Origin of the sequence: Clostridium neonatale, assembly GCF_900465025.1 — a bacterium.
Lineage (GTDB): Bacteria > Bacillota > Clostridia > Clostridiales > Clostridiaceae > Clostridium > Clostridium neonatale.
In genome coordinates, this window is the sequence record NZ_UICR01000001.1 from 652,866 (window position 1) to 672,138 (window position 19,273).

The window sequence follows — 19,273 nt, forward strand, 5'->3', positions numbered from 1 at the left end:
AATCCTCTCTTTGCAAATCTAAGCTTTTAAATAAAGTAATAAAGAAAAGAGAATTAATATCAATTAATGAAATATAAAGGTATATGTGTTAAAATTCATATTATAAGGAGAAAGCTATGAAAAATAAATATATGATTAATAACTACAGTATAAGGTCGAAATTATTAATAATATATATAGTATGTGTATTAATTCCTATTATTGTAACTAATTCTCTTATTTTTTTTAGTATGAAAAAGTATTACGATAATGAGCAAATGATAAATATTCAGAATACCCTTGATAGAGTAAAATATAATCTTAGTACAAGAATAGAAGAAAGTATGTCTATTGCAAACGATTTATATATTAATAGTGTATTAAAAAGTTTTCTAAATAAGAAGTATGCTAGTTACATAGAGTTCTATGAAGAATATACTGATTTATTAAAAATAACATCTATAAACTCATACTATACTTCAAGCAATATATATAAGTTAACAATTTATACAGATAACAATACTATATCTGATTCTGCATACTTTGAAAAAATCACTCCAGAATTAAAAGAAACTAAATGGTATAAGGATGCATTTGAGAGCAATAAAAGCTTAATTTTAAGTACGTATTTTGATAGAAGTGTAATAAACATTTTAAATGATAACCCCTATAGAAAGATAAGTATAATTAACAAATTAAATGATTCCCCAGAGAATACCCAGATTTTAAAGATAGATCTAAACTATGATAAGATATTCAATGAAATAGCAAGTGAAAAAATGAATGCTAATTTATACGTCTGTAATGATAAGAATATATTATTTTCTAATGTCAAAGATGATAATTCTAAAGAAGAATTTAAGTCGATTGATAATATTAAAGAAAAAGATTTTAAATTTAGTAGATCTATTAAAGTAAGAGGAACAGGCGAAGTGTGGAATGTAGTTATTACTGCGGATAATATTAATGTATTAAATAAACTAAGAGAAGAAAAAGCTGTTATTTTAATACTTATATTATTTAATTTATTGTTACCAACTATAGTAATTAATATGGTATCTAAATCTTTTAAAGATAGAATTTTATTAATTAATAGTTATTTAGATAAGGTTGAAGATGAAGAGTTTAACACAATAGTGTGTGATGAAGGCAAAGATGAAATAGGGAGGCTAATAAAAAGTTATAATTTAATGGTATGTAGAATAAAAGAATTAATAGAAGAAGTACTTCTTAAAAATGTAGAAAAACAAGCTTTAGAATTGGCTAAAAAGCAATTAGAACTGAGAGCTCTACAAAGCCAAATAAATCCACATTTCTTATTTAATACTCTTGAAAGCATAAGAATGAGAAGTTTAATAAAAGGTGAAAAAGAAACGGGGGAGATAATTGAAAAATTAGCAGTATTATTGAGAAATATAGTTAACTGGGGAGATGATACTGTGACAATTCAAGAAGAAATGACATTTGTAGAGAATTATCTTAATATTCAAAAATATCGTTTTGGAGATAAACTTGACTTTGTTTTGAATGTTATGGAAAATTGCAAAAAAATTAAAATACCTAAGCTATCTATAATAGGTTTTGTTGAAAATGCATGTGTGCATGGAGTTGAGCAAGTTCCACGTAATGCAAGTATATATGTAACTATATTTAAGAATGAAGTAGATCTATTTATTGAAATCATAGATACTGGAATAGGTATGGAAGAAGAAAAGCTAAATGAAATAAAAGAGAAACTAAAAAATTTAAAGATAGAAATGTTGAATAACAGTAAAAGTATAGGCATGATTAATACTTGTATAAGATTACAAGCATATAGTAATTATTCAATGAAATTTGAATTTGATAGTGAATTAAATAGGGGAACAGAGATTTTGATACAAATACCATTAAATAATGAGAGGAGAGTATTATGATAAAGATATTATTAGTAGATGATGAACCTTTTATAAGAAAAGGTATACAAATACTCATAGACTGGGAGAGTTATGGGTATGAAATTGTAGCAGAAGCAAGTAATGGAGTAGAAGCAATAAAGGAATTACAGAAAAATGAAATAGATTTAATCATAACAGATATAAAAATGCCAGAAATGAATGGATTAGAATTTATTGAGTATACCCAAAGTAATATAAAGAAAAAGTATAAATTTATTGTACTTAGCGGATTTTATGAATTTGAATATGCCAAAAAAGCTATAAAATATAATGTCAAAGATTATATTTTAAAACCAATTGTAGTGGATGAACTTATAAAAGTGTTGACTAGTTTCAAAGAAGAATATCTAAAAGAAAAAATAAAGGATAATAAAGAAAAGATAAAAGATAAAACTATTTATGATAAGAATTTAAGTTCAATTATATTAGGTAAATATGACCAAGCTGAATTAGATTATGTAAAAAAATATTTAGATTTTGATGGATTATTAAGATATATAATAGTCGAAATAAATTATGATACAGATACCTATATTTCAGATGACTGTAAGAGAAAAGCTCAAAGAGAACTATATAAAAGCATGATGGATATTTTAAATGAACATTATTATAATGTTATTTTTGATGTAAGTAATGATAGAAATTGTTATGATGTTGGATTTATCTATAATAAAGAATTAGCTAAAGAAAAAGGGTTGACGGAAAAAGAATATATATCAATAATTCGAGGTGAATTAATACAAAGAATAAAATACGACTTTTATATGTATATTGGGCAGAAAGTTGAATGTATTGAAGACTTGTCATTATCATATAAAAGTGCTAATATAGCAAAAATATTTACTGATTTTTCCTGTATAACGTATTATGATGAGATTATTGAAATAAATGAAGTTTCTTATGGAGTAGAAAAGCAATATATAGATGAGTTAATAAAAGAAATTGAAGAAAATAATGAGGAAGAAATTTCAAACTGTGTGGATAGGTTGTATAGTAGCTTTAAGAAAACTGCAATAGATTTAGATGTTATAAAAATGAATGTGAATTACTTATTATGCAATCTAATAAATATTGCTAAAAAATTAGATGCTGATGCAGATCAAAAAGAGGTAATGAGATATATTACTTATGGAGCATTTTCTAAAATAGTTAGTAGAGGAAGTTCAGAACATTTAAAGGAATTTTCATTTGAATTTGCAAAGTATTTAGCTCAACTAAGAGAGAATTCAGTATCAGGAGTTTTAACTTATATAGATAAAGAAATTTCAGAAGGATATATGGAAAAGCTAAGTTTAAAATCTTTAAGTGAAAAGTACTATATTAATAGTGCATATTTAGGACAGATTTTTAAAAAGAAATATAATACATCATTCAAAGAATATCTTAACAATTTTAGAATAGAAAAAGCTTCTCAATTATTGGCGACAAGTGATAAAAAAATTTATGAAATTTCTGAGGCTATTGGATATAGCAATACTGATTATTTTATTAATAAATTTGTTCAGTTAAAGGGAATGACCCCGTCACAATATAGAAGACATCTTATAGATGTTAATAGAAGATAAGACTTCTATACTGGTATTTATTTAATTATAATAATGAAACAAATTCTATAATAAGAATTGCTTCTGTAGATTTATTTTCTTGGAGGATAATTTAAATTAACTAAGGTAAAGTATATTCTTTATTTTATATAATTATTAGTATTTTATCTATAGAAAGTATATATAAAATAAAAGTTAAGTAATGATATTATAGATTAAGAAAGCTTTAAAAATGCTACGAGGTAGTACAAATTCTAAAGAATTTTTTATTACATGTTTAATTTTAGTAGTAAGTATAGTTCGGATGTAAGAGGCAGGAGGAACTAATCATGAAAATTATGAAAAACACCATATGTAGTATTAAAAAAGTATTGAAAAAAAAAGGAATATGTAATGTAGAAATGATTAATTTGAATGTTCTAACTAGAAATCTTAAAATAAAATTTAGATTAATTATTTCTTATGGAGTGTTAATATTAGCTATACTATTAATAATTGGACAAGCATCTATAATACAATCTCGTAAAGCAATGGACAATAAAAGTATACAGTTTTCTTCACAAATTACAAATCAAATAAAAAACAATGTGTTTAATGAAATGGGCAAAAATGTAGATTTATCGAAGGCTTTAGCGTTAGACTCTGATATTCAGGATTATTTAATTAATAGTGAAACACTAGGATATAGTGATAAATACAAAAAAACAACATCGTTATCAAAAATAGTTAGAATGAGAATATCATCTAATGATTATGTATCAAATTTAAGTATTGTTGATGAAAATAATATTAGTATAGGTAATATATCAGCTAATATGATGAAATGTTTAGAAAAAAATGAAGATAATATTAAGAAAAATATAAATAGTAAATGGGTGCTACAAAATGAGGAAGGTAAATATTCAATATATAATTTATTTGGCGTAAAATCTTCATATAATGGCCAAAGAATTGGAACAGTAATACAAGAAATTAAAGGAGAAATGTTTACTAATATACTGAAAGATATTAATTTAGGAATTGATTCAGAGGTATCTATATTGAGTTTAGATGGAACTATTATAGGAAATAAAGATATAAATTTTGTAGGCCAAAAGTACGAGAAAGGAAACTTATTAAATGAAATTAATAATAGAGTTAGAAAAGAAGACGGATTTGATGTTGATATATCAGGAACTTTTTCGAGTAGCGATGGTAAAAATCTAGTTTCATATTCTAGTTTAAATATAAATGACTGGTATATAGTAACGACTATTCCATATAGTTATTTAAATCAAGAAGCGAATAAAATGCAAAATAATATTATAATAATTGGAACAATATCATTTATCGTAGCAATGATTATTTCGTTATTAATATCTAGAGACATTTCAATCTCATTACAAAATCTTGTTGAGCTTATGGAAAAAGCTAAGAGTGGATACTTAAATTTAGATATAAATAATAATTATACTGATGAGGTAGGAATAGTTACTTATAAATTTAAAGGTATGATAAAAAAAATAAGTATATTGATTAGTGACGTTAAGAATTTAATAAGAAATATATCTGATGGAACTGAAACTGTTTCGAATATATCAGAACATTCATATGCTGTATCCGAAGAAATAGCGGCTACAATGTTGGAAATAGAAAGAGGAGCTATTGTTCAAGAAGATAGTGTTATTAAGAGTTTAGAGTTTATGAATAATTTATCGGATGAAATAAATGCTGTGAACGAAAAAGCACAAAATGTTTCAAGATATTTAGAAAATACTAAAAAGGTGCAAGAAAGTGCTTTAGAGTCAGTTGAAGATTTAAATTTAAGAGTTAATGAATCTAATAGAGTATCTTTTAAAATAACTGAAGAAATAAATTCTTTAAATTATGAGGTCAAAAATATAAGAGATATTATAAATATAATTGCAGATATTTCTGAACAAATAAATTTATTATCTTTAAATGCAGCAATAGAAGCAGCAAGGGCAGGAGATGCCGGTAAAGGATTTGCGGTTGTAGCAAATGAAATTAAAAAACTTGCTGATCAAACAAAAAGATCTTCTATTAAGATACACGATATAATAAATAATGTTAAAATTAAAACTGAATTAGTAGTTAAAATGTCGGATAATTCAAGTAATGTAATAGAACATCAAATTCATTCACTTAAAAATACAAGCATGGCATTTGATAAAACATTTTTTTCAATAAATCAGATAGATAATGAATTAAAAGGGGTTTTTAAAGCAATTGAAAAAATAGTAAGTACAAAGGAAGCTACAAGAAGTGCAATGAAAAGGATATCATCCATTTCAGAAGAAACAACACAAACAACCAAACAAGTATCAGAGGCAACACAAGATCAAATTAAAGAAATAGAAGAAGTAGCTGATTTTTCAAAAAAATTAAATGAAATAGTTGAAAAACTTGAAAATACAATTTCATATTTTCATGTAAAAGATAATTAATTATTATTTAGACTAAAAAGTAATTTAGCTTAAGGATAATATTTAGTTTAGATGTATTGTAATACTTTTTATGAAATTTGTTGATTTGGATGTAAATTAATTCATGATAATTGAGACAATTTATTAATCTATTTATGTATATAGTTAAAAGTAATGAGATAATATAATTTATATATATTATCATAGCATTTTTATAAAATATAGGAGGAAAATAGTTTATGTCAAATAATAAACAATCAGGACCTAAAGCACCAAAGGATCCACAAAAAAGACGAAGTGGATTTTATATTATGGTAGATAAAATTTTAGAGGCTACTGCACGATGTGAAGGAAAACCTTCACAGGAATTTTATCTAGATGAGGGAAGATTATCTTTTGATGCACAATTTGTAGGTGGTGTTGAAGATGAAAATATACTTAATCTTTTAAAAAATTTTGATGGTTTTTATAAAGTAGTTCACAGTATAGGAATTTCTGTAGTAGCATCTGACGAGGCTGGAACAATTAATTTTGTGTTTCAAAATTATGGGGAAACAGATAAGTATGGAGGGGGGACACAAATTAAGCTGCCTTGCGAGAAGGATGGTTCGGAGATGATTTTTAATATTGATGAGTATGAATGGTTAAAAGATGAATATGTTGTAGGAAAGATGGCTTTTGAGTTTGAAAAGCCAGGACTTACGGCAAAAGCAACTGTGAAAATTTATCTTAATGATGGATATGAGACTCCAGAAATTTCAATAGATTCGCCAGTTGAATTTGAAAGTGATGACTACAATTCAATGATTTCAAGATCTCTTTTAAGCCTAGGAAATAATAAAAGGCTTAAAGCTGCAATAGATAAGGCGAAAAATGGAAGAGATATAAACATAGCGTATATTGGAGGTTCTATAACTCAAGGAGCAGGAGCTAAACCAATTCACACAAACTGTTATGCTTACAAATCTTATTTGAAATTCAAAGAGATGTTTGAAAGGGATGGAGCAGATAATGTTCACTTTATAAAAGCAGGAGTTGGTGGAACACCATCAGAGCTAGGAATAGTGCGATATAACAGAGATGTTCTTAGAAATGGAAACGTAAAGCCTGATATTGTAGTTGTTGAGTTTGCGGTAAATGATGAAGGCGATGAAACTAAAGGGAAATGCTATGAAAGCTTGATTTTAAATATACTTTCTGATGAAAATAAGCCAGCAGTAATTTTATTATTTTCTGTATTTGCTAATGACTGGAATTTGCAAGAGAGACTTTCACCAGTTGGAAAACATTATAATCTTCCAATGGTAAGCATATCTGATGCAGTGGTTGATCAATTTAAACTTACAAAAGAGGAAGGGAATGTAATAAGTAAGAGACAGTATTTTTATGACATTTATCATCCTACAAATGATGGACATACTATAATGGCAGATTGTCTTGCATACTTGTTTGAACAAACTGAAAAAAATTTTTGTGATATTATTGATATTTCATTGGATAAAGAACCAGTTATAGGTGATGAATTTATAGGAATGCATCTGATTGATAGAAGAGATAATGAATGTAAAGCAGTAATAGAACATGGCAGTTTTAAACAAATAGATACAGATCTTCAATTTGTTGAAATGGATGATAATCAAGATGGTACAGCACAGTTTCCATATAACTGGATGCATGCACCAGGTTTTGGAGATGAAAGCTTTCTTTTAACAGTTAACAGCAGAAGTTTGCTGCTTGTATTTAAAGATTCAGGAAGATTAGATTTTGGTAAGGCTGATATATTTGTTGATGGTATTTTTGCTATGACTATAGATCCACAAGAAGCAGGATGGACTCATTGTAATACTGTTATTCTATACAATGAGAAAAACATAAGGGAACATAAAATAGAAATAAAGATGGCACATGGTGATAAGGATAAATACTTTACTATTCTTGGATTTGGATATAATTAATATATTAAAATGACAACAAAGGAGAATATTTGAAAATGTTGTATTATAAATCAAAGATAGCAATTACAGCGGAAGGAAAAGCATGTGATATTTTTATAGATAGATATGGAAATGATTACGATGGATTAAAACTTGTGGCAAAATCATTTACAGAAGATATTACTATGGTTACTGGAATAAAACCTAAAGTTGTAACAGATGTGAAAGAACTAAAGAAAAGTGCCATAATTGCAGGTTCTATAGGAAATAATATTATTATTGACACATTAATCATTAATAAAAGAATTGATGTATCAGATATAAAAGAGAGAAGAGAATGTTATAAGATACAAGTTGTTGAAAATCCATATAAAGGAATAGAAAAAGCTATTATTATTGTAGGAAGCGATAAAAGAGGAACAATGTATGGAATTTACTACATTTCGGAATTGATTGGGGTTAGTCCATGGAGTTATTTTGGAGATGTTGTACCGGAAAAGAAGTCAGAGTTGATTTTTGATGAGAATGATTTAAACTTTACATCAAAGGAGCCATCTGTAAAATATAGAGGATTTTTCTTAAATGATGAATGGCCATCGTTAGGTTCATGGGTAACAAATTCATTTGGAGATTTTAATGAAGAATTTTATGAGAAAATATTTCAATTGATTCTTAGACTAAAGGGGAATTTTATGTGGCCTGCTATGTGGAGTGCTGTATTTAGTGAAAATGGTAAAAGCAATCCTTTAGCAAATGCAAAACTTGCAGATACATATGGTATTGTAATGGGAACATCTCATCATGAATCAATGTTTCGTTCAGGTGAAGAATGGAAGAAGATTAATAATAAATACGGTGATAACACAACCTGGGATTTTGCAAGCAATAAAGAAGCCATAACAAAATTCTGGGAAGATGGACTTAAGCGTAATAAGAATTTTGAAAGCTTTATTACAATTGGTATGAGAGGAGAGCAAGATTCTGCATTAGAAGGTTCAGAAGAAGAAAATATTGAACTTTTAAAGGAAATAATAATAACACAAAAGGATTTATTGAAGAAGCATGGGCTTGAGAAAGAACGACAGGTTCTTACAATATATAAAGAGGTAGAAAAATACTGGTATGGAACAGATAAAGCTGAAGGATTAAGAAATTGGGATGTATTAGATGATGTTACTATTATGCTTGCTGATGATAATTTCGCAAATGTCCGTACACTTCCTATAGAAAAAGAAGCAAGTAGAAAAGCTGGATGGGGAATGTATTATCATTTTGACTATCATGGTGGCCCATATTCTTATGAATGGGTAAATGTAACTCCACTTGAAAAGATATGGGAACAGATGTCTATGGCTTATGATTATGGTGTACGTGATATATGGATTGTAAATGTTGGAGATTTAAAACCAATGGAATTTCCAGTTTCATATTTTCTAGATTTAGCTTATAGTTTCGAAACATGGGGTACTAATGGAATAAATAAAATAAGAAAATATACAAAGAAGTGGTGTATGCAGCAATTTGGAAAAGTTGTAGGACAAGATTTAATAAATGGAATAGAGAGTATATTGACTGATTATACAAAAATGAATGGAAGTAGAAAGCCTGAAGTTACATCTGCATCAACATACAGCTATATAAATTATAATGAAGCTAAAAGAGTACTTAAAAAAGTAATTGATTTAGAAAATAGATCTAAGAAATATTATGATCAGATGCCAGATTATTTAAAAGATGCATATTATCAGCTTATTTATTATCCAGCAGTAGCATCTGCTAATGTAGTAAAAATGCAGATATATGCTGGATTAAATAGTATTTATTATAAACGTAAAAGTTGCCTTGCTAATTTGTATGCACAATTAGTTGAAGAGTGCAAAGTTAAGGATACTGAAATGCAGAATTATTATAATAATATTATGTCGAATGGCAAGTGGAAAGGAATGATGAGTTCTCCTCATATAGGATATACTCAATGGTGTCCAGATGGATGGAAATATCCAGAAGTTAATAATGTTTCTCTTCAGAATGAAAGTATTATGATTGTAGATGTTGAAGGGTGTGAAAAAGGATATAGTGGTGGTACAGTAGATTTACCGTCATTTACAAATTTAAATAAAGAAAATTATGATATCACTATAAGTAATGGTGGGAAAATTGAGTTTGAATATGAAGTAAAAACAAGCAAAGACTGGATAAATGTAGATAACATGCATGGAAGCATTTCTAATGGGAAGACAATTAATATTTCAATAGATTGGAGTAAAGTATCAAAAACATTAGCAGGTTATATAACTATTTCAGGTGCAGGAAAAATAGTTAAGATAAATGTTACAGCAGAGGTTATAGATACGTATGATCTGCCTAAGATGACATTTATTGAGACTCATGATGTGGTTTCTATTGAAGCAGAACATGTATCAAATAATATTGAAAAAGCTAAAGCATCATGGAAGGTAATTGAAAATTATGGACGTACTTTGTCATCAGTTAAGATGTTTCCGACAACTGTATCTTTTGAAAAGGTTGAAGATGCACCATATTTGGAATACTTATTAAAAGTGAATATGGATTCGGAATATATTTTAACAACCTATATTGCACCAACAAATAATCTTAGAGAGAAAAGCAGATTAAAATATGCAGTGGCTTTTGATGGTGAAAAAGAAACTATAGCAGATGCTTTTCTAGATGATTTTATTGCTGGTAGCTACACTAATGACAGTTGGTGTGAGGCAGTACTTAATAACATTCATATAACAACAACTAAACACAGATTAACTAAAGGAATTCATAAGCTTCGTTTTTATGGTATGGATGCAGGTTTGGTATTGCAAAAGCTAGTTTTATCAAAAGAAAAACTTCCATATTCTTATTTTGGACCAGAGGAAAGTTTTTATGTAGCACATAAATAGATATATTAGGTAAGTACTTAATTAAGTGATTAATAGAATAGTTATATTTTTTATTACATTAATATTACAGATATTTAAATATATACAATTTTGCTTAACTAGAATATTTGTATCTATATATATATCATTTTTCTTTAAGGTAGTATGAATTTGTTATTGTGATTTACACAAAAATAAATTTATAATTATTGCAACAATTTATTAAGCTGAGTTGTATTATATGTGAAGAAACAAATTCTACTAATAATAACCACTTAAAAAATTATTAATTATAATAGACTATTTAGAGGAGATGATTTTATATGAAAATAAAAAAGATGACTTCAATGTTTATGTTAGGAATAACAGCATTTTCAGCAATACCACAAAGTGCATATGCAATAGATACAAAGCTAGAATCTAATATGGAAGCATCTCATAGAGAAACTTATACTCAAGTTTATGGACAGGTTGCCAATATATCTGAAGAAGGACAAATTTTAATTAAAAATTCAACTAATGTAAATAATGAAATTTTATTAAATGTATCTGAAGAAACTGTAATTGTTGATGCAGTAACAGGTACACCAGCATCAGTAAAAGATATAAAATTGAATGAAGGTATTTATACCTATATTGGGCAAGTGATGACTTTAAGTTTACCACCTATGACAAATGCTAAAGTAATTATTGTAAATGTACCTCAAGATACTAAAGCACCAACTTATATTAAAGTTGAAGCTATAAAGAAAAATAATGATGGAAGCACAACTGTAATAAGTGAAGGAAGAACATATGAAGCAACTTTAAATAATAATACGAAGATATTTCCATACAGAACAAAAAATATTGTGAGAATAGATGATATTCAGGTAGGATCAAGTCTATTATTATGGGAAGATGTAAATCCAGATAAAATGCAAACTCTTGAACTTCCACAAAAGATGGAAGTATCAAAATGTATGATAATGCCACAAGATGCAGTTGAAACTACTGAAGCAATGAAAAAAGATGGATGGATGATTGAAAATAATAAGTGGTATTACATTAAAGATAATGATAATTGTAAAGGATGGATTAAGGATAATAATAAATGGTACTACATGGATAAGAATGGCGTAATGCAAACAGGATGGGTTAAAGATAATAATAAATGGTACTATTTAAATGAAGATGGATCAATGAAGACTGGATGGTTGTTAAATAATGGTGAGTATTATTACTTAAAAGTTAATGGAGAAATGGTTACTAATGAATCTATTGATGGATATTATTTAGGAGCTAATGGAGCTTGGGTTAAATAATATATAATAATAAAAAATAAGCATTAAAAAAGAATAATATTAAATGCAGGAATGACAAAATTAACTAAAGAAAAAGTTGAGCTTTGGAACAAATAATATAAATTATATAAAAGAACTATATGCTATTTATTAGCATATAGTTCTTTTATCCTTTATGCGAAAATAAAGTAATGAGAAATATAAAGAAGGATGAAGAAGATGAAGTTTTATCAAGAAAAAATAGAAATGGATACTATAATACCTGCAAAAATATATATTGGAAATACTAAGGGAGAAAATTGCCATTATCCTTTACATTGGCATAATAATATAGAATTTGATCTTGTGTTATCAGGAAAAATAAGAGGCAGAATTAACAGGAAAGACATTAATGTTAATGAAGGAGATTTTTTCTTTGTTAATAGTGGCGATCTACATGAAACAGAGGCTAATGATAAGAACACCATAAGCGCAATTACTATATTATTGTCATATGATTTATTAAAAAAATACTGTCCAGATATTGACTTATATTATTTTAACTTCGATGAGAAGAAAGAAGCAAAGAAAAAGATAATAAATTTAATTATAGAGTGTGCTGATTTATATAAAAATAAGAAAGAGTTTTATGAACTTGAGATATCAATTATTTTAAGAGAAATATGCATGATATTATTAAAAGAATGCAGGCAAAAAAGAAATGATATTAATTTTAGTATGTATGAAGAAAAAAGTATAGTTAATATAAAAAGAGCAATCACATACATGGAAGAAAATTATGATTCAGAGTTATCCCTTAAAAATATTGCAGATGAAATTGGGATGGCTCCAACATATTTTTCTAGGTTTTTCAAAAAAACTACAGGTGAAACATTCTATTGTTATTTAAACAAGATAAGATTATACAATGCCTATAAAGAGCTTATAAACACAGATTCGTCAATAACAGAAATTGCATTAAATAATGGATTTGCAAATGTTAAATCTTTTATAGAATCATTTAAAAAAGTTTATAAATGCACACCAGCAAAATATAAAAATAAATTTAAACTAAAGAAATAATTTGAAAAGATAATAATTGACAATAACTAGTTCATAATTAACAATACTTATTAAGTAATGGATGCTAATATAGCTATAGAGTTATTTGATGGGAGTGAGAAAATGCATAGGGATTTAGAAGGAGTCTTTAATAAAGTAATAGAAATTTTAAAGAAAGATAGGAGATGTAAAGGAGGATGGCATTATGGATCTATAAGTAGAGGAGAATCAGATATATATTCTGATTATGATCCTGTTTTCCTTGTATCAGATGAAGACTTTCAAGAGTTTTCACAAGATGTTCCTAAAATTCTTTCTGATGCTTTAGATGAATTGTTAATTTTCTGGGGAGAAAGTTTTAATGATGATCATTTTAAAAATTATTGCAGTGTAATTAGACTAGAAAATAACCTTCATCAATTTGACTTCTTTATAATTAATTCTAAATATATTGAAGATTGGATGTGTAGACAGCATTTAAAAGGATGCACAAAAGATGACATAATTTTTGATAGAACAGGAGAGGTTGAAAATCTTCTTAGTATTGGACTTAGAACAGATAATTATATACCAGATATTATAAGAGCTATGGATACTTATTGGTTTCATACAGAGATGCTTATTAAGTATTTTAAGAGGAAAGATATTTTTAAGATACTTAAAAACATTGATATATTATTTCATTCTCATGTAGATTTAATGTTATATCAATATGATACTCTGGATTGGGGATCATGGGAAAGTAAAATAAAACATTGTGTACCTTGTGAAAAGCAACAGCATTTAAAATCATATTTTTCAGTAGCAGAACTTAGTGAATTAGAAAAAGCAGTAAAACGTAGTATGAATTTATTTAAAAATGATTCAGAAGAGATATGTGAAATTAGAAAAATTAATTATCCTAAAAATATAGCAAATGAAGTTATTTCATATTTTAATAGGCGAATAGAAAGCAAGGAATGGTGAAATATGATTAAAAGTTTTAATTAATATAGCATAGTGAAAATAAAGAGAAGGATTAGTTATTAAAAGTAATACAAAAAGTATAATTAATACCATAAAATATATGAAATTTTCAAAGTATACGGTTACAGATTTAGAAGGTATAATTGGTCTGTAAGGAAAATAAGTAATAAAAATCATTAGTTATATATTAAAAAAATTTAAAGGAGTGTTAATATGAGATTCAGTAATGGATGTTGGTTAAATAAAACAGGAGTTCAAACATTTAGTCCACAAGAAGTATATAGTACAAAAGTAGAAGATAATATTTTAACATTATATACACCTTGTAATAAGATTTATAATAGAGGCTGCACACTTGGTGGACCAGCTATAACATATAAAATTTCATCACCTATGGAGAATGTAATAAGAGTTAGAGCTTATCACTATATGGGAGAGGAAGTTAAAGCTCCAAATTATGAGTTAAATGAAAATAATAATACGAAAGTAATAATTAATGAAGATGATAAGGAAGTAGTATTTCAATCTGGAAATACCAAAATGGTATTTGATAAAGAAAAAGTAGAAATGGCTTTTTATAGAGGTAAAGAAAAGTTAACAGCTAGTAAATATAGAGGAATGGCTTATGTTAAAACCGGAAAAGAGGATTTCTTAGATTATCCAGAACAAACTTACATGAGAGAACAATTACAATTAAGTGTTGGTGAGTTAGTTTATGGATTAGGTGAAAGATTTACGCCATTTGTTAAAAATGGACAAACAATTGAAACTTGGAATGAAGATGGTGGGACAAGCACAGATCAATCATACAAAAAGATACCATTTTACTTAACTAATAAGGGATATGGAGTATTTGTAAATCATCCTGAAAAAGTATCTTTTGAAGTTGGATCAGAAAAAGTTACAAAAGTTCAATTCAGTGTACCTGGTGAATCTTTAGATTACTTCATAATAGGTGGAGATTCAATGAAAGAAGTAATTGAAAATTATACATCATTAACAGGAAAGCCAGCAATGCCACCAGCATGGTCATTTGGTTTATGGTTATCTACTTCATTTACTACAAACTATGATGAAAAGACAGTAAATGAATTTGTAGATGGAATGATAGATAGAGAAATTCCACTTAGAGTATTTCACTTTGACTGTTTCTGGATGAAAGAATTTAACTGGTGTGATTTTGAATGGGATAAGAGAGTATTCCCGGATCCAACAGGAATGCTTAAAAGATTAAAAGAAAAAGATTTAAATATTTGTGTATGGATTAATCCATATATTGCTCAAGAATCTAAATTATTTGCTGAAGCAAAGGAAAATGGATATTTAATTAAGAGAACAAACGGAGATGTATGGCAATTTGATATGTGGTAACCAGCTATGGCAATAGTAGATTTTACAAATCCTGATGCTTGCAAATGGTACAGTGATAAGCTAAAAGAATTAATGGCTATGGGAGTTGACTGTTTCAAAACTGATTTTGGTGAACGTATACCAACTGAAAATATACAATACTTTGATGGTTCTGATCCATATAAGATGCATAACTACTACACTCAAATGTACAACAAAGTTGTATTTGAAACAATAAAAGAAGTGAAGGGTGAACATCAAGCGGCTGTATTTGCTAGATCAGCTACAGCTGGAGGACAACAATTCCCTGTTCATTGGGGTGGAGATTGTGAATCTGATTATGAATCAATGGCAGAAAGTTTAAGAGGTGGATTATCTTTATGTATGTCTGGATTCGGATTCTGGAGTCATGATATAGGAGGATTTGAAAGCACATCTACAGCAGATGTTTATAAGAGATGGGTAGCATTTGGATTATTATCATCTCATAGTAGATTACATGGAAGTACTTCATACAGAGTTCCATGGGCTTATGATGAAGACGCTTCAGCAGTAGTAAGATTCTTTAGTAAGTTAAAATGCAGCATAATGCCATATTTATTTAAAATAGCTAATGATGCTCATACAAAAGGAATTCCAACAATGAGATCTATGGTATTAGAATATCAAAATGATGATACTTGTGCATATTTAGATAAACAATATATGTTAGGTGATTCAATATTAGTTGCACCAATTTTTAATGAAAATAGTGAAGCTAAATATTATATACCAGAAGGTAAATGGACTAACTTTATAACAGGTAAGAAATATGAAGGTGGAAGATGGATTAAGGAAATTCATGATTACTTAAGCATACCAATGCTTGTTAAGGAAAATAGTATTATAGCTGTTGGAGCAAATGATACTAAACCTGACTATGATTATAGAAAGGATGTTTCATTATTAGCGTATGAATTAAAAGATAATGAAAAAGCTGCTGCTGAAATATTAGATATGGAAAGAAATAAATCTTTATCAGTAGAAGCTATAAAGAATGATAAGGTAATAAACATAAAATCAGAAGGAACAGATGGAACTTGGAGTTTGGTGTTAAAGAATGTTACAAATGTTAAATCAGTTGAAGGTGCTTCATTTGTAGTAGAGGGAAATGATACGAAGATAACAGTTGAAAATGGAAATGCTGATATAGTTTGTACGTTGATATAAAAGAAATTTTTTATAAGTTTATAGGGAGAGATAAATCTCTACCTATATTTAAATATTAATTATTTACAAGTGATTATGAGAAAAAATTAATAAAGGAGAGTTTGACATGAGTGAAAAGAAAATAGAAGAAATAATATCAATGCTTACTTTAGAAGAAAAGATTGCCATGATTCATGGAAATGGTCTTTTTAGAACTGAAGGTGTAAAAAGATTTAATATACCACCGTTAAAAATGTCAGATGGACCAATTGGTGTAAGGAATGAATTTCTAGATGATAGTTGGATTCCAATTGGAAATTCTGATGATTATGTTACTTATCTTCCTTGCAGTCTTGCTTTAGCATCTACATGGAATACTGAATTAGCATATAAAAGTGGTCAAGTACTTGGATGTGAAGCAAGAGGAAGAGGAAAAGATGTAATACTTGGGCCTGGAATTAATATAATTAGAAGTCCACTTTGTGGAAGAAATTTTGAATACATGTCAGAAGATCCTTATGTAAGTGGAAAAATGGCTGTACCTTTTATTAAGGGTGTTCAAGAAAATGATGTTTCAGTATGTGTAAAGCATTTTGCAGTTAATAATCAAGAAACAGAAAGATTAAATGTAGAAGCAATATTAGATGAGAGAACATTTAGAGAAATATATCTTCCAGCATTTGAAATGGCAGTAAAAGAAGGTAATGCATATTCAATAATGTGCGCATACAATAAGATATTCGGATATCACTGTTCAAATAATAGGGCATTGCTAACTGAACTATTAAAAGAAGAATGGGAATTTGATGGCATTGTTATATCTGACTGGAGTGCAGTAAATAACACAGAACTTGCAGTAAATGCAGGTATGGATATAGAAATGAGTGTTACTACTAATTTTGATGAATACTTCTTTGCAAATCCGTTAATTAAAGCAGTAAAAGAAGGAAAAATAAATGAAGAAGTAATAGATGAAAAAATAAGAAGAATATTAAGATTCATGTATAAAATAAATATATTCTCAGAAGATAGAAAAAGCGGAACTTACAATTTATCAGAACACAGACAAGTTACTCTTGATGTAGCAAGAGAATCAATAGTTTTATTAAAAAATGAAGATAATGTTCTTCCTTTAGAAGATAAAAAGATTAAAAAGCTAGCCGTTATAGGGGAAAATGCAAACTTTACTCATTCGAATGGCGGGGGAAGTGCTGAAATAAAGGCATTATACGAAATTACACCACTTTTAGGATTAAAAATGAGACTTGGTGGGAATACAGAAGTAAAATATGCTAAGGGGTATAGCCAAGATCCATCTGCTAAAGATAAATTAATAGAAGAAGCAGTAGAATTAGCTAAATCTTCTGATGAAGTAATAATAGTTGGTGGCTTAAAGCACGTTGAAGATCAGCTGAAATTAGAAAATAATGCCCTTTCAGTAGATGAAGATGAAGAAGTTAAACATAGAATTGATAGTGAAGGCTATGATAAGAGCGATTTAATTCTTCCATATGACCAAGATGAATTAATAAAGAGAATATTAGAAGTTAATAAAAATGCTGTTATAGTAATGCTTACTGGCTCACCAGTAGATATGAGTGAGTGGGCAGATGAAGCTAAAGCTATAGTTCAAACATGGTATAACGGTATGGAAGGCGGAAGAGCACTTGCAGAAGTTATATTTGGAGATGTTAATCCATCAGGAAAATTAACAGTAACATTCCCAAGAAAGCTTGAAGATAGTCCGGCTCATAAACTTGGAGAATTTCCTGGCGAAGAAACTGTTAATTATGGAGAAGGAATATATGTAGGATATAGATATTTTGAAACTTATGATATTAATCCACTATTTTGTTTTGGACATGGTTTATCATATACAGACTTCAAATATATGGATTTTAAAATTACAACTAATGAAAAAGATAATGATGTAGAAATATTAGTTAATTTTAAAATAACTAATAAAGGAAAAAAAGCAGGTAAAGAAATAGCACAAATTTATATAAGTGATTTAGAAGCAAGTGTAGAAAGACCTGCTATTGAATTAAAAGCATTTGAAAAGATATCATTAAAAGCTGGAGAGACTAAAGAAGTAGAAATTAAGTTAAATAAAAAATCATTAGGTTTTTATGATGTTAATAATAAAAAGTGGAAAGTTGAAAATGGGGCATTTAATATCTTAGTAGGAAGCTCATCTAAAGATATTAGATTAAATTCAAAGGTTAATATTGATTCAGATTATGAATTTTAATATATCAAATAGAATAAGTTCTTTCATTTAGTTTTATTTTTGTTCTCCTTTTGAATAAAATTGATAATTTATTCAAAAGGAGAACATTAATTATATGATACCAGTTAATGATTCAGTGCGATTACTAAGTCAATTTGTAGAGGCGGTGGATTTAACAGATTTATATTCAACTTCTGCAAGACTTAGAAATCTTCATTTTGTACCATGTGCTGAAAAAAATCAGAATGCATAGAATTTGCTAATAGCTGTGGAAAAAGAAAAAATCATTTTTGCATGAAACAATTTACTATCTTATGAACATTATGCATTTCAAAATATTACTTGATCTGAGCGAGGGCTAAAGAGTTTCTAGACAATATTTATGTATAGTAAAAAGTTTTAGTGATATAAGTAATACTAATATATCATATAGCTTTATAAAAGCTATATGTAGAATAATGGAATATAATAAGGCTGAATTTTAAGAAAGATATTTGTCAA

Annotated in this window: 10 protein-coding genes and 1 pseudogene; all 11 read left to right on the plus strand. The window is 27.7% G+C overall.

What is annotated here, in order from left to right:
- Window positions 1-116 precede the first annotated feature (116 nt).
- The 11 genes and pseudogenes from CNEONATNEC86_RS03070 (at window position 117) to CNEONATNEC86_RS03120 (ending at window position 19,025) form a co-directional block, all read left to right on the plus strand.
- Entirely contained in the window at window positions 117-1,895 is a 1,779-nt protein-coding gene (locus CNEONATNEC86_RS03070; protein ID WP_159135495.1) for a sensor histidine kinase, read from the plus strand.
- Complete coding sequence (locus CNEONATNEC86_RS03075) at window positions 1,892-3,481, plus strand: response regulator transcription factor (protein WP_159135496.1); 1,590 nt, start codon at window positions 1,892-1,894, stop codon at window positions 3,479-3,481. The genes CNEONATNEC86_RS03070 and CNEONATNEC86_RS03075 overlap by 4 nt, the downstream gene beginning before the upstream one ends.
- Window positions 3,482-3,789: 308 nt before the next feature.
- Window positions 3,790-5,907: a methyl-accepting chemotaxis protein gene (locus CNEONATNEC86_RS03080; protein WP_159135497.1), complete on the plus strand. Its 2,118-nt coding sequence runs from the start codon at window positions 3,790-3,792 to the stop codon at window positions 5,905-5,907.
- Window positions 5,908-6,125: 218 nt separating this feature from the next.
- On the plus strand, window positions 6,126-7,841 hold the full coding sequence (locus CNEONATNEC86_RS03085) for an SGNH/GDSL hydrolase family protein (protein ID WP_058293777.1): 1,716 nt from the start codon (window positions 6,126-6,128) through the stop codon (window positions 7,839-7,841).
- A gap of 35 nt (window positions 7,842-7,876) precedes the next feature.
- Complete coding sequence (locus tag CNEONATNEC86_RS03090; RefSeq protein WP_159135498.1) at window positions 7,877-10,735, plus strand: glycosyl hydrolase 115 family protein; 2,859 nt, start codon at window positions 7,877-7,879, stop codon at window positions 10,733-10,735.
- A gap of 302 nt (window positions 10,736-11,037) precedes the next feature.
- Complete coding sequence (locus CNEONATNEC86_RS03095; protein WP_159135499.1) at window positions 11,038-12,018, plus strand: cold-shock protein; 981 nt, start codon at window positions 11,038-11,040, stop codon at window positions 12,016-12,018.
- 198 nt (window positions 12,019-12,216) lie between these two features.
- Window positions 12,217-13,059, plus strand: coding sequence for an AraC family transcriptional regulator (locus CNEONATNEC86_RS03100; RefSeq protein WP_058293780.1), 843 nt, complete (start codon window positions 12,217-12,219; stop codon window positions 13,057-13,059).
- Between the two features lie 102 nt (window positions 13,060-13,161).
- Complete coding sequence (locus tag CNEONATNEC86_RS03105; protein ID WP_159135500.1) at window positions 13,162-14,004, plus strand: aminoglycoside 6-adenylyltransferase; 843 nt, start codon at window positions 13,162-13,164, stop codon at window positions 14,002-14,004.
- A gap of 213 nt (window positions 14,005-14,217) precedes the next feature.
- A pseudogene (gene yicI, locus CNEONATNEC86_RS03110) lies at window positions 14,218-16,563 on the plus strand (alpha-xylosidase).
- A gap of 106 nt (window positions 16,564-16,669) precedes the next feature.
- A complete protein-coding gene (locus CNEONATNEC86_RS03115) occupies window positions 16,670-18,793 on the plus strand; it encodes a beta-glucosidase (protein WP_159135501.1) in 2,124 nt (707 codons plus the stop codon).
- 94 nt (window positions 18,794-18,887) lie between these two features.
- The gene (locus CNEONATNEC86_RS03120) at window positions 18,888-19,025 is read left to right on the plus strand and encodes a hypothetical protein (protein ID WP_157065754.1); all 138 of its coding nucleotides are present in this window, start codon (window positions 18,888-18,890) and stop codon (window positions 19,023-19,025) included.
- Window positions 19,026-19,273: the final 248 nt, after the last annotated feature.

Excerpts from the sequence above, each read along its gene's own strand:
- CNEONATNEC86_RS03070 (WP_159135495.1), top strand. The coding sequence starts at position 117 with ATGAAAAATAAATATATGATTAATAACTACAGTATAAGGTCGAAATTA.
- CNEONATNEC86_RS03075 (WP_159135496.1), top strand. The coding sequence starts at position 1,892 with ATGATAAAGATATTATTAGTAGATGATGAACCTTTTATAAGAAAAGGT.
- CNEONATNEC86_RS03080 (WP_159135497.1), top strand. The coding sequence starts at position 3,790 with ATGAAAATTATGAAAAACACCATATGTAGTATTAAAAAAGTATTGAAA.
- CNEONATNEC86_RS03085 (WP_058293777.1), top strand. The coding sequence starts at position 6,126 with ATGTCAAATAATAAACAATCAGGACCTAAAGCACCAAAGGATCCACAA.
- CNEONATNEC86_RS03090 (WP_159135498.1), top strand. The coding sequence starts at position 7,877 with ATGTTGTATTATAAATCAAAGATAGCAATTACAGCGGAAGGAAAAGCA.
- CNEONATNEC86_RS03095 (WP_159135499.1), top strand. The coding sequence starts at position 11,038 with ATGAAAATAAAAAAGATGACTTCAATGTTTATGTTAGGAATAACAGCA.
- CNEONATNEC86_RS03100 (WP_058293780.1), top strand. The coding sequence starts at position 12,217 with ATGAAGTTTTATCAAGAAAAAATAGAAATGGATACTATAATACCTGCA.
- CNEONATNEC86_RS03105 (WP_159135500.1), top strand. The coding sequence starts at position 13,162 with ATGCATAGGGATTTAGAAGGAGTCTTTAATAAAGTAATAGAAATTTTA.
- CNEONATNEC86_RS03115 (WP_159135501.1), top strand. The coding sequence starts at position 16,670 with ATGAGTGAAAAGAAAATAGAAGAAATAATATCAATGCTTACTTTAGAA.
- CNEONATNEC86_RS03120 (WP_157065754.1), top strand. The coding sequence starts at position 18,888 with ATGATACCAGTTAATGATTCAGTGCGATTACTAAGTCAATTTGTAGAG.